This window comes from Bacillus pumilus, from assembly GCF_024498355.1.
GTDB classification, from domain to species: Bacteria; Bacillota; Bacilli; order Bacillales; family Bacillaceae; genus Bacillus; species Bacillus pumilus_P.
The window spans coordinates 556,452-569,200 of sequence record NZ_CP101833.1 but is presented as its reverse complement, the minus strand read 5'-3'; the positions used below and the strand labels follow the sequence as shown (position 1 = coordinate 569,200).

20 protein-coding genes and 1 pseudogene are annotated in these 12,749 nt (G+C 41.9%); 8 read left to right on the top strand and 13 right to left on the bottom strand.

What is annotated here, in order from left to right; genetic code table 11:
• Positions 1-71: 71 nt before the first annotated feature.
• Positions 72-947 carry a DMT family transporter gene (locus tag NPA43_RS02870; RefSeq protein WP_230031351.1) on the bottom strand — a complete coding sequence of 292 codons (876 nt, stop codon included), beginning with the start codon at positions 945-947 and terminating at the stop codon, positions 72-74.
• A 295-nt stretch (positions 948-1,242) separates the two neighbouring features.
• On the opposite strand from NPA43_RS02870, the gene NPA43_RS02865 reads away from it, so the two are divergent.
• On the top strand, positions 1,243-1,968 hold the full coding sequence (locus tag NPA43_RS02865) for an AzlC family ABC transporter permease (protein ID WP_230031350.1): 726 nt from the start codon (positions 1,243-1,245) through the stop codon (positions 1,966-1,968).
• Positions 1,965-2,285, top strand: coding sequence for an AzlD domain-containing protein (locus tag NPA43_RS02860; protein ID WP_099728644.1), 321 nt, complete (start codon positions 1,965-1,967; stop codon positions 2,283-2,285). Before NPA43_RS02865 ends, NPA43_RS02860 begins: the two co-directional genes overlap by 4 nt.
• Positions 2,286-2,321: 36 nt before the next feature.
• Here NPA43_RS02860 and NPA43_RS02855 read toward each other — a convergent pair whose 3' ends face one another.
• Both NPA43_RS02855 and NPA43_RS02850 read right to left on the bottom strand, forming a co-directional pair.
• Entirely contained in the window at positions 2,322-2,984 is a 663-nt protein-coding gene (locus tag NPA43_RS02855) for an O-methyltransferase (RefSeq protein WP_249705205.1), read from the bottom strand.
• Positions 2,985-3,145: 161 nt separating this feature from the next.
• Complete coding sequence (locus tag NPA43_RS02850) at positions 3,146-3,331, bottom strand: CsbD family protein (protein ID WP_099728643.1); 186 nt, start codon at positions 3,329-3,331, stop codon at positions 3,146-3,148.
• A gap of 126 nt (positions 3,332-3,457) precedes the next feature.
• Here NPA43_RS02850 and NPA43_RS02845 point away from each other — a divergent pair, with 126 nt between their 5' ends.
• On the top strand, positions 3,458-4,009 hold the full coding sequence (locus tag NPA43_RS02845) for a GNAT family N-acetyltransferase (RefSeq protein ID WP_099728642.1): 552 nt from the start codon (positions 3,458-3,460) through the stop codon (positions 4,007-4,009).
• Between the two features lie 4 nt (positions 4,010-4,013).
• Here the strand turns inward: NPA43_RS02845 and NPA43_RS02840 are convergent, their stop codons facing one another.
• Positions 4,014-4,601: a LysE family transporter gene (locus tag NPA43_RS02840; protein WP_099728641.1), complete on the bottom strand. Its 588-nt coding sequence runs from the start codon at positions 4,599-4,601 to the stop codon at positions 4,014-4,016.
• Between the two features lie 112 nt (positions 4,602-4,713).
• Here NPA43_RS02840 and NPA43_RS02835 point away from each other — a divergent pair, with 112 nt between their 5' ends.
• Positions 4,714-5,268 carry a helix-turn-helix domain-containing protein gene (locus tag NPA43_RS02835; RefSeq protein WP_099728640.1) on the top strand — a complete coding sequence of 185 codons (555 nt, stop codon included), beginning with the start codon at positions 4,714-4,716 and terminating at the stop codon, positions 5,266-5,268.
• A 42-nt stretch (positions 5,269-5,310) separates the two neighbouring features.
• Here the strand turns inward: NPA43_RS02835 and NPA43_RS02830 are convergent, their stop codons facing one another.
• From NPA43_RS02830 to NPA43_RS02805, 6 genes are all read right to left on the bottom strand, one after another.
• Complete coding sequence (locus NPA43_RS02830; RefSeq protein ID WP_099728639.1) at positions 5,311-5,607, bottom strand: hypothetical protein; 297 nt, start codon at positions 5,605-5,607, stop codon at positions 5,311-5,313.
• 349 nt (positions 5,608-5,956) lie between these two features.
• Positions 5,957-7,009, bottom strand: a complete 1,053-nt coding sequence (locus NPA43_RS02825) for an LLM class flavin-dependent oxidoreductase (protein ID WP_230031348.1) — start codon at positions 7,007-7,009, stop codon at positions 5,957-5,959.
• 17 nt (positions 7,010-7,026) lie between these two features.
• Entirely contained in the window at positions 7,027-7,650 is a 624-nt protein-coding gene (locus NPA43_RS02820; protein ID WP_099728637.1) for a nitroreductase family protein, read from the bottom strand.
• Entirely contained in the window at positions 7,634-8,107 is a 474-nt protein-coding gene (locus NPA43_RS02815) for a MarR family winged helix-turn-helix transcriptional regulator (protein WP_099728636.1), read from the bottom strand. Before NPA43_RS02815 ends, NPA43_RS02820 begins: the two co-directional genes overlap by 17 nt.
• 105 nt (positions 8,108-8,212) lie before the next feature.
• Positions 8,213-8,761: a dihydrofolate reductase family protein gene (locus tag NPA43_RS02810; protein ID WP_256499338.1), complete on the bottom strand. Its 549-nt coding sequence runs from the start codon at positions 8,759-8,761 to the stop codon at positions 8,213-8,215.
• A gap of 86 nt (positions 8,762-8,847) precedes the next feature.
• Positions 8,848-9,399: a TetR/AcrR family transcriptional regulator gene (locus NPA43_RS02805; protein WP_249705202.1), complete on the bottom strand. Its 552-nt coding sequence runs from the start codon at positions 9,397-9,399 to the stop codon at positions 8,848-8,850.
• A 150-nt stretch (positions 9,400-9,549) separates the two neighbouring features.
• On the opposite strand from NPA43_RS02805, the gene NPA43_RS02800 reads away from it, so the two are divergent.
• The 3 genes from NPA43_RS02800 (at position 9,550) to NPA43_RS02790 (ending at position 11,176) form a co-directional block, all read left to right on the top strand.
• On the top strand, positions 9,550-10,173 hold the full coding sequence (locus NPA43_RS02800; RefSeq protein WP_230031347.1) for a GNAT family N-acetyltransferase: 624 nt from the start codon (positions 9,550-9,552) through the stop codon (positions 10,171-10,173).
• A 71-nt stretch (positions 10,174-10,244) separates the two neighbouring features.
• The gene (locus tag NPA43_RS02795) at positions 10,245-10,640 is read left to right on the top strand and encodes a VOC family protein (RefSeq protein ID WP_249705201.1); all 396 of its coding nucleotides are present in this window, start codon (positions 10,245-10,247) and stop codon (positions 10,638-10,640) included.
• Positions 10,637-11,176 (top strand): GNAT family N-acetyltransferase, encoded by a 540-nt coding sequence (locus NPA43_RS02790; protein WP_099728631.1) that lies wholly within the window; start codon positions 10,637-10,639, stop codon positions 11,174-11,176. Before NPA43_RS02795 ends, NPA43_RS02790 begins: the two co-directional genes overlap by 4 nt.
• Positions 11,177-11,182: 6 nt before the next feature.
• On the opposite strand, the gene NPA43_RS02785 is transcribed toward NPA43_RS02790, so the two are convergent.
• On the bottom strand, positions 11,183-11,443 hold the full coding sequence (locus NPA43_RS02785) for a YesK-like family protein (RefSeq protein ID WP_256499337.1): 261 nt from the start codon (positions 11,441-11,443) through the stop codon (positions 11,183-11,185).
• 53 nt (positions 11,444-11,496) lie between these two features.
• On the opposite strand from NPA43_RS02785, the gene NPA43_RS02780 reads away from it, so the two are divergent.
• Positions 11,497-11,970 (top strand): GNAT family N-acetyltransferase, encoded by a 474-nt coding sequence (locus NPA43_RS02780; RefSeq protein WP_230031345.1) that lies wholly within the window; start codon positions 11,497-11,499, stop codon positions 11,968-11,970.
• Between the two features lie 12 nt (positions 11,971-11,982).
• On the opposite strand, the pseudogene NPA43_RS02775 reads toward NPA43_RS02780, so the two are convergent.
• Together NPA43_RS02775 and NPA43_RS02770 are read right to left on the bottom strand one after the other, a co-directional pair.
• Positions 11,983-12,199, bottom strand: a pseudogene (locus NPA43_RS02775) (GNAT family N-acetyltransferase).
• Between the two features lie 203 nt (positions 12,200-12,402).
• Positions 12,403-12,621, bottom strand: coding sequence for a hypothetical protein (locus tag NPA43_RS02770; RefSeq protein WP_230031344.1), 219 nt, complete (start codon positions 12,619-12,621; stop codon positions 12,403-12,405).
• Between the last annotated feature and the right edge of the window lie 128 nt (positions 12,622-12,749).

Here is a 12,749-nt window from a genome sequence, read left to right as displayed (position 1 = left end):
CTCCCTCCACTATTCATCTCTCATCCTATTCATTATAAAGAATATGCCCCTTTTCCAAGGGACATCTCATTTTATTCCTTTTGCCGCAGCACAGTATAGACACCTGCAAAGATACATAGAATCCCAATGAAAGAGCGCATCCCCATCTCTTCTCCCAAAAGCAGCCAGCCAAGAACTGCACCTACGATAGGCTGAAAGAAGAAAAACAGTCCACCGCTTGAGGCATCCATGAGCTGAAGCCCCCTATTCCACAGAAAGAAAGCAAGGGCTGTCGAGATCATGCCAAGATAGAGAATACCGCCCCAAATTTCAGGCCTTGCCATCTGCCCCACATCTAAATGTGGTAAGCGAAATAGAACAGGCGGTGTTAAGACAATGAATGCAATGATGATCGCATATGTTGTTGTGACCACCTGAGGGTATTTTCCTGGAACCCGTTTCAGTAGAACAGACATGAGCGCCCATGTTAAAGCAGCGATGACCAATGAGAGACCTCCAGCAAATTCATCTGTTTGCACTGCGACTGGTCCAATCATTGTGAGTACACCTACTGTAGCAAGCAGGATGGACGCGCATTTTCTCACAGTGATTGATTCTTTTAATAGAAAGAACGCGAAAAGCACCATAAAGGCAGGCGTTGCAGACGTGATGACCGCCCCCATTTGGGCAGATGTGTACATCGTGCCAATTTCTTGGGTCACGATCGAAAGAACATTTCCAATCAGCCCAATCGCTGCAATGAGCGGGATGTCTTTTTTATCTAATCGAAAAGAATAACCCAATCGCCATATGGTGAACACCAAAACGACTCCTGCTACTGCATATCTCATCCATACGAGTTCAAGTGGCGGAACAACCGCTACTGTTACTTTTACAACAACGTACATGCCGCCCCAAATACTTGCAGCAATTGCTAAGTAAAGAGCACCTATATATTTTTCATTCATCCTTTTCCCTCCGTTACTGGATATATTCATCGCCATATCCACAAACGGAGATCACTCTCCGTTATGGACGGAGGGTATTTGGTACATCATGTTCAAACAAAGGCTTCCATAGCATTGTCGTCACCCCAATTGTTTTTATTTTCTGATACTTTATAACAAATTTTGATTCACTTCAATCCTTATTTATCACCATCTTTCTTCATATAATAGAAGATACATAGGGATTGACACGCTGAATTCGTTTTCATATAGTAAGTAAAACTATAGGTGGTCACGAAAAAAGGAGTAGAGATCGTTGGATATTGAAGCTAGGAAACATATTCCCAGCGCGGGACACGAACCGTTTCTCGAGGGGATAAAAGATTGTGTGCCAACTCTGCTCGGTTATATGAGTATTGGGTTTGCCTTCGGAATTGTTGGAATTAGCGCACAGTTAAGTATATGGGACATTGCGCTCTTATCTATTTTTATTTACGCAGGTGCTTCGCAGTTTATCATCTGTGCACTGCTTGTAACAGGGAGTCCCCTTTCCGCTATTGTTTTCACCACATTTATTGTGAATCTGCGGCATTTATTGCTCAGTCTAACGCTCGCCCCTCACTTTACACGTTACTCTTTGAAGCAAAATATCGGATTTGGTCTTTTACTGACTGACGAATCCTTTGGCGTAGCGATGAACAAATTTGCGCAGCAAGGAAAACTGAACAACCGCTGGATGCATGGACTGAACTTAACAGCTTATTTGTGCTGGATTGGTGCCTGTACACTTGGCGGCATTTTTGGTCATTGGATCTCAAATCCTGAAGCGCTTGGTCTTGATTTTGCCCTATCTGCCATGTTTGCTGCGCTCTTGATCCTTTCTTTGCAAACTGTGCCAAAAAATAAGTTAACCCATCGCTTGTCGCTTGTTTTGTATATGGTTGTTGCGATGTTTATTCTGCTTCATTTTGTTCCTTCGCACGTGGCAGTTCTGTTAGCAACCGTGATTGTCGCAACCATTGGGGTGGTGACAGATAAATGATCAGCAGCTTTATGATATGGCTGATTCTTGGTTGTATGATTGTGACAGTTATTCCAAGGGTCGTTCCATTTTTATTTGTACGGAGTATCCAGCTGCCTGAAGTCGTACTCAAGTGGTTATCGTTTATCCCAATTTGTATATTTACTGCGTTGATTGCAGAGCATCTTTTCATACATACTACAACAGGCGTCACCGTTCATTGGATGTATCTTGCGGTCTTGGTTCCGACTGTGCTGATCGCTATTTGGACAAAAAGCTTATCACTCACTGTTCTGATTGGGGTTATGCTGATGGGTACTGCCAGATGGTTTTTCTAAAAGAAAAAGCTTAACCGCATGCGGTTAAGCTTTGTTTCATTTTACGATTCCGTATACAAACCCATCATAGCCTTTTTCACCAACAGTTTGAATAGCTGTTGCCTCAATTCTTGGCTCTTGTTTGAGTAAATCGAAAAATTCACGCGTTCCCTTCACTCGTTCATCCTGATCAGAGGCATGAAGGACTGCTCCATTTCTGATGACATTGTCTGCAATAATGACTGTTCCCTTTTTTGAGAAGTGTAACGCCCACTTCAGATATTTCGGGTTGTTTGGTTTATCTGCATCAATGAAAATCAAATCGAACGGAAGCGTATCCCTCTCTTTTAACTGCGGTAGCGTATCTAATGCTTTTCCTTGCAAAATGATCACCCGTTCCGATAAACCCGCTCTGCTGATGTTTTGCTGTGCGATCTCTACATGATGGCTGACAGCCTCTAATGTGATGAGTTCCCCATCCTCTTCAAGAGCTCGCGCCAGCCAAATGGTACTGTATCCACCGAGTGTCCCGATTTCTAAAATACGTTTTGCATTCTTGGTTTTTGCTAATAAATAAAGCATTTTTCCTTGGGCTGGAGACACATCAATTTCTGGCAGCCCCGCTTGTTTATTCTTGGTAAGAGCTTGCTCCAATACGTCATCTTTAGGAATCAATTTGTCTGTGATATACGCGTCAACTTTCCCCCACACTTGCTCCATTTCATCCATCTCCCTTGATCATCCTCTATCTCAAGTCTACATGACAGTAGTGAGAACGTATAATCAATTCTTTTCACATATCTATTCATTTGATTGATGAAAGGAATGTGATCATGGAGACATGAGGCAAACTGCAAATGGTTCGCACACTTTTCGGAAAGCTACTGGTTTCGTTTATTTTTCACGTCACCTTTTTTATCTTGAAGCTTCCCTTTTGCTTGATCCTTTTTCCCTTCTGCTTTCAGGTTTTGATGATCTGTTGCTTCGCCAAGCTTTTCTTTCACTTGACCTTTGACTTGATTTGTTTTTCCTTTCGCTTTATCCACATGTCCTTTTTCTTCACTCATTTGTCCCACCTCCACGTTTGATACTTTTCATTTAGCCTTTTTGAAAGATAAAAAACATCTGAGTGTGCTATGTACCCGTTTCAGGTATGATAGACATAAAGGAATGAAGGGTTGGTGCTCTGTTCAATGATCCTATCTGAAAACATATTCACAGTTCGTGATTTGACCTATCGTATTCGATCTGCAGCGTTAGCAGATGCCAAACAGTTGTCTGCTCTCAGACTGAAAATCGATGGTGAAACAGAATATTTAGACCGTGAACCAGGCGAAGCCTTTCTAGATGAAAAAGGATTTGAAGCTTTCATTCAAGAGGATTCCAAGCAAAGCCGGCATTTATTTTTGGTCGCTGACATCGAAGGAGAGATTGTAGGCTTTTCAAGATGCGAAGGGCATTCACTCAAGCGCTTTGCTCACAAAGTAACGTTTGGCGTCGCCGTACAGAAGGATGCTTGGGGCTATCACATCGGCAAAGAGCTTTTAGCCGCTTCTATTGACTGGGCAGATAAGCAGGGCATTCAAAAGATTTCACTTCACGTGCTGGAAACCAATCAAAAAGCCATTCGGTTATATGAACACCATGGCTTTGAGATTGAAGGGGTATTAAAAAACGATAAACGACTGGCAGACGGACTGTATGATGATACTGTTGTGATGGGCAGGCAGCGGCCGGTCTCCTGACCGCTTACATGACATAGCCCCATATCATCGAAATAGCACTGTATATCAGGAGCAGCCCCATGACAAACTGGAACGGCCGCTGATAAACAGTCAAAAAACGCTTGAATAAAGAGCCGAACAGACTCCAGCTGAACGTGCCTAAAAATCCAATGAGTGCAAGAATCAGCGTCCATAATATGTACTGCACGCTGGACTGTCCATTTGGCAAAACAAATGTTGAAATCACCGTTAACCCATACAAAAGCGCTTTCGGGTTGATAAATTGCAGCAGCATGCCTGGGATAAAATCATTATAGCGGTCAAGTGTTTCGTCATCGCCGCCTTTACTTTTCATGATTTTGACAGCTAAATAGATCATGTACCCAGCTCCGATGAAAGCCATGACCCAGCCTATTTTCGGCATGACTTGATATAGAATGATATTGAAGAAACAACTCAAACACAAAATGACGAAAAACCCGATACCAACACCTAAACAAAATCGAAATGTTTTCTTGACCCCATATTTATTCGTAAAGACCATGGCCATGATGTTGTTTGGCCCGGGGGTGAAGCTGGTGACAAAAGCATAGATCAACATAGAAAGAATCAAGTTGCCGCCTCCCTTTTATACGTTATTTAGACTATATTTACTTCATCACGTATATTACGTTTTATTGTACCTTTTGGTCTTTATAAAGTAAATACAGAAAGGAGCTTTTTTCATGGAAGACGTACAATCGATTATTTCTAAAAATGTGAGGCAGCTTAGAGATCAAAAAAAGTTAAGCCTCGAAAAGATGGCAGAATTAACTGGTGTGAGCAAAACAATGATTGGACAAATCGAAAGAGGAGAATCAACACCTACCATCACAACTTTGTGGAAAATCGCCAATGGATTAAAGGTGTCTTTTAGTGAGCTCATCTACGCACCGCAGCCTGAAATCAAGGTGGTACGTAAAGAGGATGGACAGGTTTTAACTGAGGACGATGGAAGATATCGTGTGTATACGACTTTTCCCTTTGATGATCGGGGGAAATTCGAAGTGTACCAGGTAGAAATTGATCCTGGCGGGTCGTTACGTGCGAATGAACACATTGGAGGAACAGAGGAATTGATCACCGTTTTTGAGGGAGCGCTTGATGTATCTATCGGTGACGAACAATACATATTAAAAGCTGGCGACTCAATTCGCTTTAAAGCTGACCGTGCCCATGAGTATAAGCAATCAGGAGAACAGATGGTACGGATGCAAATGATTCTTTATTATCCCCATTAAAAAAGCTGACAGGCTTGTCCACCTGTCAGCTTTACGTTTTATTTAATGAAACCCTGGATCTCTCACAACAGTTCCAGTAAATGTGACTCTGTATTTTCCTAAGCCTAATTCTTCAATGGAAGATTGATATAAAATACCGACCCAGCCATCCTTTGCATATGTAATACTTGATGGGATGTTTGACGTCGTATATGTTCTCGTTTCTGAAACAGTTCGACTTGCTTGAACCGTTATTTCACTGTTTGCTTTTTCCTTTGCTTCCACCGGAGGAGCAGTTGTGACCCCAGCACCCGTTAAAACAATTGCCCCAACCAAAACAGAAGATATGACCTTTTTCATAAAAAAATCCCTCCCTTTTTTGTTGAACATATTAACTTTACCATAATTTAGAACTTTAGTAAGTTATTTTTTCATTTTTTTGAAAATTATGATATGATTGTCTTATGCTGGATAGAGAGATTTACATACTTCTATGATTTTCTCCTTATCTCATTCTAGTGAAACAATTGACGACGGAGGTGATTTCATGAAAAAATGGCTCATCTGTTTTCAACTTGTTTTCCTCTTCACCTTGACGACTACACCACTTGCTTCTGCTGCCTCATGCCCTACAGTGAAACCATGTGTCATTGATCCTTAAGCATAAGAAAAGGTCGATCAAGCCTATTCACTTGATCGACCTTTTTATTTATTCTTGCTCTGCTTCCCAGCGAGCAACCTCTTCTCTTACTTTAGGAGCCACTTCTTTTCCAAATAACTCAATGGCTTTTAGCACTTGATCATGCGGCATTGAACCAACTGGTACATGAAGCATAAATCGTGTGATCCCAACATTTTTTCGCAGGTGAATCACTTTCTCAGCTACTGCATCTGGATCTCCCACATACAGTGCGCCTTCTAATGTTCTCGCTGCATCGAACGTAGAACGTGTGTAAGGTCCCCAGCCCCGCTCTCTCGCTAATGTATTCATGACATGCTGTGTGGAAGGGAAGAATTGATCTGCTGCCAGTTCTGTTTCTTGTGCAACAAATCCATGCGAATGTGACGCCACAGTTAATTTCTCCGGGTCATGTCCAGCATGTACAGCCGCTTGCTTGTATAGCTGAACGAGCGGTGCGAACTGTCTAGGACTGCCACCAATGATCGCGAGTACAAGCGGTAACCCCAATAATCCAGCACGCACGACGGATTCACGGTTCCCCCCGCTGCCAATCCAGATTGGAAGTGGATCTTGAACAGGTCTTGGATATACCCCAACATCCTGAATGGCTGGACGATGCTTTCCGCTCCACGTCACACGCTCTGACTGCTGTAATTTCAGGAGTAAATCTAGTTTTTCTTCAAATAATTCTTCATAATCATCTAAGTCATAGCCAAAGAGCGGGAATGATTCAATAAATGATCCACGGCCTGCCATGATCTCTGCACGTCCGTTAGATAGTCCATCTAATGTAGCAAAATCCTGAAATACACGAACAGGATCTGCCGATGAAAGGACTGTCACTGCACTCGTCAGGCGAATATTCTTTGTTTGCGTTGCCGCAGCCGCTAATACGACCGCTGGATTCGATGCAGCGAAATCTTCCCGGTGATGCTCACCTACTCCAAATACATCAAGACCTACTTGGTCTGCTAAAATAATTTCTTCTACTACTTCTCGAATACGCTGTGCGTGACTGACTGTTTTTCCTGTTTGAAAATCAGGTGTTGTTTCTACAAATGTACTAATTCCTAGTTCCATGGATGGAACCCCCTATCTTATAAATATGTCACAAATTCAGAGACAGGCTTTCGGTAGCCTCTCGCTTGTCTGCTTTCTACTTTTTCTTTTCCGAGTGTGATCATTAACACAGGAACCAAATCCGACTCGATGTTCAGAACCTTTTTCATTGCTTCAGGGTCAAAACCAATCATCGGGCAGGTATCCCAGCCTTTGTTTTTGGCGGCGAGCATAAACAGCATGGCAGATAATGAAGCATTGCGGACCGCCTCTTCCTTCTGAAAATCCGCCCCTCTCTGCTCATAAAAGCTCATCGTCTCTCTAACCATTTCTTCATATTGCTGTGCGTTTACAATGCCAAGCATTTTTAAGCCTTCATATATGTTTCCTGCTTGCTCATAAGCGTTCGGGTCTCCCAGCACAATGATAGCTGCTGAAGCGGAATGCACTTTATATTGTCCAAATGCGGCTTCTCTTACTTGTTCTTTGAGACCTTCTGTTTGGACGACGACATATTGTGTATGCTGTAAGTTAAAAGCAGATGGTGCCATCTTGACCTCTTCGAATATGCTGTTAAGCTCTTCTCTCGAAATCGAGATATTCGGCAAAAAATTTGATGCTGATCGTCTTTCACGTACCAATGTATCAAAGCTGAGTGTCATCTTGTTTCTCCTTTTCGCGAAGTTGTTCTGCACCTAAACCAATTTTCTTTAGCAATTCGATGAGCTGCTCTTTTTCTTCTTTTTCAATAAAGGACAGGTTTTGTGAAATGACATCTGTATGTTTAGGAAAAATGTCGTCAAACAATTGCTTTCCTTTATTCGTAAGCCGCACATGGAATACACGCTTATCAGATGGCGCACATTGCCTTTTAACCAGTTCTTGTTTTTCTAGCTTGTTCACGACATATGTAATACTTCCACTTGGGATTGATAAAATGTCACTAATTTTTTGGACGGGATGCGGCCCCTTACTATAGAGCAATTCAAGGATCTGAAAATTTTCAAAACCGATATCATAACGTTCAATGTCTTTTTGAATATTTGTAAAAAGGGCTTGATAGGCTTTCAACCACACGCGGAATAGCCTTAAATCTAATTCATGTTCATGCTGCACCATGGCAACTACTCCTTTTTCAAGAAATCCTAAAACTAGGATGAATTTATCCTAACACTAGGATATTTTCTTGTCAACGTGTTTGTTTCATCGAAAAAAGACCACGGTTCAGTGGTCTTTTCGATCTTCATTTAAGACAAAATGCATTTCAGCAATTTGTTGATATTGTTGTACTTCTTGTAATGAAAATCTAGATTCCTGATCCGTTGGAAGGAAAAGAGGAATTCCTTTTCCAATCATGACAGGTACGATTTGAAGAAAAAGCTCATCGACCAATCTTGCTTTTAATAAAGGCTGAAGCAGTTCCCCGCCGCCTACAATCCAGATATGTTGGCCTTTTTCATTTTTTAAACTTGTGATAAATGATAAGAGATCTTCGCGAATGATGTGTGTTCCTTTATGACTATCTTGTAAAGTGCGTGAAACGATATAGCAGGTCTTTTCTTCATAAGGAAATTCATCAGGTGAGAGCTTAAGAACCTGCTCATATGTCTTACGCCCCATGATGAGCGTATCGACTGACGCATAAAAGTCATCATATCTCGTTTCCTCTTCGCCCTCTGTTCCGATTAGCCAATCGAGACGGTGATCCTCCCTCGCTAAATAACCATCGATACTCATCGCCCCATAAAAAAGCAGCTTCCTTTTTTCACTCAATCTTATCACTCCCTACCCCTAAATAAGAACATACATTCTTATTGTAGCAGAAAGGAAAGAGAAAGGATACCTTGCTTTCTCACTTCTTACGATTCCTGTTCTACCTTGACGAGAAGCTCGTACAATTTGTGTGCGAGCTTGCCGGCATCGACTGTCATGCCTTCATGAATCCATTCTTCAAGTACACCAACGACACCAGACACGACAAAAGAGGCCTCAATCTGTTCATTCTCCGTAATATGACGCTGGTCAAGCTGCCACTCTTTCATGATTTTTCCTTTAAAAAACGCTTTAAATTGATTCGTCGTTGGACCATTGGGTTTAACAAATAACGTCAGCATATATTGATTCTCTTTCAAATACTCTGTGGTTTTGTTTAAAAAGGAAAGCATATCAAGCGGGTTCTGACTGGGAAAGGTTTCATCATATAATCCGCCAAGCTGATCGAATAGTTCTTTCTCAAGCTGTTCATATAAATCAAACACATCATGATAATGCAAATAAAAGGTACCTCGCCCTAAATCCGCTTTTCTTGATAGCTCTGATACTGTAATCTGCTGCACCTCTTTTTCCTTTAAAAGCTCAAGAAAGCTTTCCCTGATCGCCTTTTTTGTTTTGATTGTTCGTCTATCCTTCATGAGACGGCCCTCCGCTTTTGAACAATTTGGCCCCAGTTGTCTATTTTTGTACAAGAGATCAGCTATTGCCGATGTTCGTATGATTTTCTCTTCATTATAATCGACATATGTTCACTAATCTATATCTGTTCAAAAAGGGAGGACCTACTGATGTTTCAATTTAGAATGGCTAGAGAGGATGAACTGCCTCAAGTGGCAGAGTTGTTATATGATTCGTTTCAGGATTATACATTTTTTGATTTGTTATGTGAAAGGGTCTCAAAGCGGTCTGCTTTCGCCCGTCAGCTGCATTTGATCAACACAAAAGTGTATTTTCAGCATCAAATCTGTTTTGTCGGGGTTGAGAACGAGCAAATTGTGTCTGCAGCCCTTTTAAAACACCCGCACCTTCCTGAACCAGGCATCATGGATTATATTTTATCAGGTGGGTTAAAGCTGCTCTTTACAGGCAGCATATCAGCCATTCAGCATGTGTTCAGTATTTTAAAACAGGCAAAAAAAGCGTGTTTTTCCTTAAAGAAACCTTATTGGTATCTAGAAGCGCTTGTCGTCGCAAAAAACCAGCAAGGGAAAAAACTCGGAAGCTGCATGTTAAAACAATGTCTCTTCCCCTTTATCGCTCGACAAGGCGGTGGATTGTTCACGCTGATTACACACAGCGAGGCCAATCGTCAGTTCTACCGGAAAAATGGGTGGGTGGAGTTTGATGAAAGAGTATTGCGCGGAAAGGAAATGTTCTTAGAAAGCTGGAGCTATAAAACTGTGATTAACTAAGGTATCCTCTTCAGGTGATGATATAATAGAAACAGTTGTTCAATCAATGATCATACTTGGAGGAGAGACTGATGATACGACGACTTGATCATATCGTGTTGACTGTACAACATATAGAGGAAACCATTCGCTTTTATACAAACGTATTAGGGATGAAAGAAGAGACTTTTAGAGAAGGCCGTAAAGCTCTTCGTTTTGGTTTACAAAAGATCAACCTTCATGAAGACGGTCATGAATTCGAACCAAAAGCTGCTCATCCCCTTCCTGGATCTGCTGATTTATGCTTTATCACCGATTTAGATATGGACAGTTTGCTGCTGCACCTTCGAAAGCAGGTCGTTCCAATCGAAGAGGGGCCAGTCAGGCGCACTGGTACATTAGGTCCAATTGAATCCGTTTATATCCGTGATCCTGATATGAATTTAATTGAAATCTCTCGATATATAGAGGAGGGTGAACAGTCATGACTCGTTTATTTTTGAGACCGATTGAAGAGCACGATTATCCCGGTATTCAAAGAGGATGCCAGCATAAAGAAACACTTTATATGACTGGCACACGCAAAACGTTCACACTAGAAGAAATTCAATCAGCCTATACCCGCTTTCTGCAGGATGACAGCAGACGAGATTTCGCTATTTGTCTGCTTGACACGAAAGAAATGATTGGGGATGCGGCGATTGTGGATATTGACCCGATGAACCGTACTGCAAGCTTTCGGATTGCACTTCATGGCCCAGAACATTTTCAAAAAGGCTATGGCACTGAGGCTGTTCGGATGGTACAAGCATTCGCCTTTGACACATTAGAACTCAACCGTCTTGAGCTTGAAGTCTTTTCTCATAATCCAAGAGCTTTTCGCAGCTATGAGAAAGCCGGATTTCAATATGAAGGAAAAAGACGTCAAGCGCTCTATTTCAATGGTACTTATTCAGATGTCATCATCATGGGCATTCTGCGTGAAGAATACGATCAAATCAACAATGGAGATACCCCTGCTTAAGAAGGGTCATCTTTTTTTAAAAAATTGAATCCCTGTGACAATGATCAAACAAATCATTGAAGCTAGAATAATAGAGACGCTTGATATACTGAGCGCTATCCCTTCCCATCTGCCAATGAAGAAACTACTGATCAATAAGATCAATCCAAACAGGGTGATACATATAGGAAGAATCAGCCCAGCATTTGGGTATCTGCGTCTTTTTCCTACCCACCACGAGAGACAAAGCACAAGGATTGTAAAAATGGCGGTTTGCAGCCAGAACATGTTACATCAACTCCTATTCTCTTTTTTATCCTATGAAAATGGAGGTTCTCCCAATGAACATTAGACCCATTCAACAAAAAGACAATCCGTATATTGCGGCCATTATTCGCCAGTCACTAGAATCAGCGAATCTTGCGATTGAAGGTACAGCCTACACAGATCCACACCTTGATCAGCTTTTCGAATACTATCAGTCATTGACTCATGCAGCCTATTGGGTTGCTGAAGAGCATGGTGACATTGTGGGCGGCGCAGGCATTGCCCCTTTTACAGATGGCATATGTGAGTTACAAAAGCTTTATTTAAGTCCAAAGGCACAAGGAAAAGGTGCGGGCAAAAAACTGATGGATACGGCACTGCGATATGCATCTACAACCTACGAAGCCTGTTATTTAGAAACCCGTAGTGAATTAACAGCAGCCACCGGTCTTTATCAACGATATGGCTTTTCTCTTCTTTCTGAGCCGATAGAAGGCTCAGAGCATTCTGCGATGGATGCTTGGTATCTCAAAACCTTCTCATCATGAGCCATAAAACAATCAATAGGTTTTTGTCCACTGAAAGCCTAGCCTCTCTGCCAGTTTGGTCGAAGCTAGGTGATGGACATCGCAATCCCAATGCGGCGTCCTGCCATTTTCTAGACAGGTGCTGACCTGCTAACAATGCCACCCCTTTTCCTCTATAGGCTTCATCTGTCCAAATATCTAACTCCACACGACCTTCACTTGAAAAAATGGAGATACATTCACTGACCACTTGCTCCCCATGTGTTATAATCCCAATTCCTTTGATAGAAAGCGAGCCGTTTCTCCCCAATATGTTTCGTAATAGCTATGAGAGAACGCCCTGCTTGCAGTGATCACCTGTTCATTCGTGCGCTTCTCCCCTATACCCCTGATGAGAAGCAGGCAGATGAGGAAATGTCGATGGAAAACAAGACGCATGACTTTGCATCTCATTCAGGTGTGAGCCAATAATGAAAGCTCTGCTTCTGCCTTGCCTGCTACATAATAAATGCCGCATGCTGCCTCGAGAAAATAAACAAGAGGCTGTTCTACATCATCCACATAAAGATCTCCTTGTATGATGCCATCCATAATCGAATCTACAAATACTGGATATGCCGGGTCGATCCGTCGTATTCCCTCTTTCACCAATGCTGCTCTTTGTTGATCCAAGACATGCAAGATCACCCTTCCATTCAAAACGTGTTCTTTCTTTCATTATAGATAAAAAAGCTGTGGGCATGCAGTAACTCTTTGCAACAAATAGAATTCTTCTGCATCAAAATAAAAAAATGGCACAG

Excerpts from the sequence above, each read along its gene's own strand:
- NPA43_RS02870 (WP_230031351.1), bottom strand. The coding sequence starts at position 947 with ATGAATGAAAAATATATAGGTGCTCTTTACTTAGCAATTGCTGCAAGT.
- NPA43_RS02860 (WP_099728644.1), top strand. The coding sequence starts at position 1,965 with ATGATCAGCAGCTTTATGATATGGCTGATTCTTGGTTGTATGATTGTG.
- NPA43_RS02855 (WP_249705205.1), bottom strand. The coding sequence starts at position 2,984 with ATGGAGCAAGTGTGGGGGAAAGTTGACGCGTATATCACAGACAAATTG.
- NPA43_RS02850 (WP_099728643.1), bottom strand. The coding sequence starts at position 3,331 with ATGAGTGAAGAAAAAGGACATGTGGATAAAGCGAAAGGAAAAACAAAT.
- NPA43_RS02845 (WP_099728642.1), top strand. The coding sequence starts at position 3,458 with ATGATCCTATCTGAAAACATATTCACAGTTCGTGATTTGACCTATCGT.
- NPA43_RS02835 (WP_099728640.1), top strand. The coding sequence starts at position 4,714 with ATGGAAGACGTACAATCGATTATTTCTAAAAATGTGAGGCAGCTTAGA.
- NPA43_RS02830 (WP_099728639.1), bottom strand. The coding sequence starts at position 5,607 with ATGAAAAAGGTCATATCTTCTGTTTTGGTTGGGGCAATTGTTTTAACG.
- NPA43_RS02825 (WP_230031348.1), bottom strand. The coding sequence starts at position 7,009 with ATGGAACTAGGAATTAGTACATTTGTAGAAACAACACCTGATTTTCAA.
- NPA43_RS02820 (WP_099728637.1), bottom strand. The coding sequence starts at position 7,650 with ATGACACTCAGCTTTGATACATTGGTACGTGAAAGACGATCAGCATCA.
- NPA43_RS02815 (WP_099728636.1), bottom strand. The coding sequence starts at position 8,107 with ATGGTGCAGCATGAACATGAATTAGATTTAAGGCTATTCCGCGTGTGG.
- NPA43_RS02805 (WP_249705202.1), bottom strand. The coding sequence starts at position 9,399 with ATGAAGGATAGACGAACAATCAAAACAAAAAAGGCGATCAGGGAAAGC.
- NPA43_RS02800 (WP_230031347.1), top strand. The coding sequence starts at position 9,550 with ATGTTTCAATTTAGAATGGCTAGAGAGGATGAACTGCCTCAAGTGGCA.
- NPA43_RS02795 (WP_249705201.1), top strand. The coding sequence starts at position 10,245 with ATGATACGACGACTTGATCATATCGTGTTGACTGTACAACATATAGAG.
- NPA43_RS02790 (WP_099728631.1), top strand. The coding sequence starts at position 10,637 with ATGACTCGTTTATTTTTGAGACCGATTGAAGAGCACGATTATCCCGGT.
- NPA43_RS02785 (WP_256499337.1), bottom strand. The coding sequence starts at position 11,443 with ATGTTCTGGCTGCAAACCGCCATTTTTACAATCCTTGTGCTTTGTCTC.
- NPA43_RS02780 (WP_230031345.1), top strand. The coding sequence starts at position 11,497 with ATGAACATTAGACCCATTCAACAAAAAGACAATCCGTATATTGCGGCC.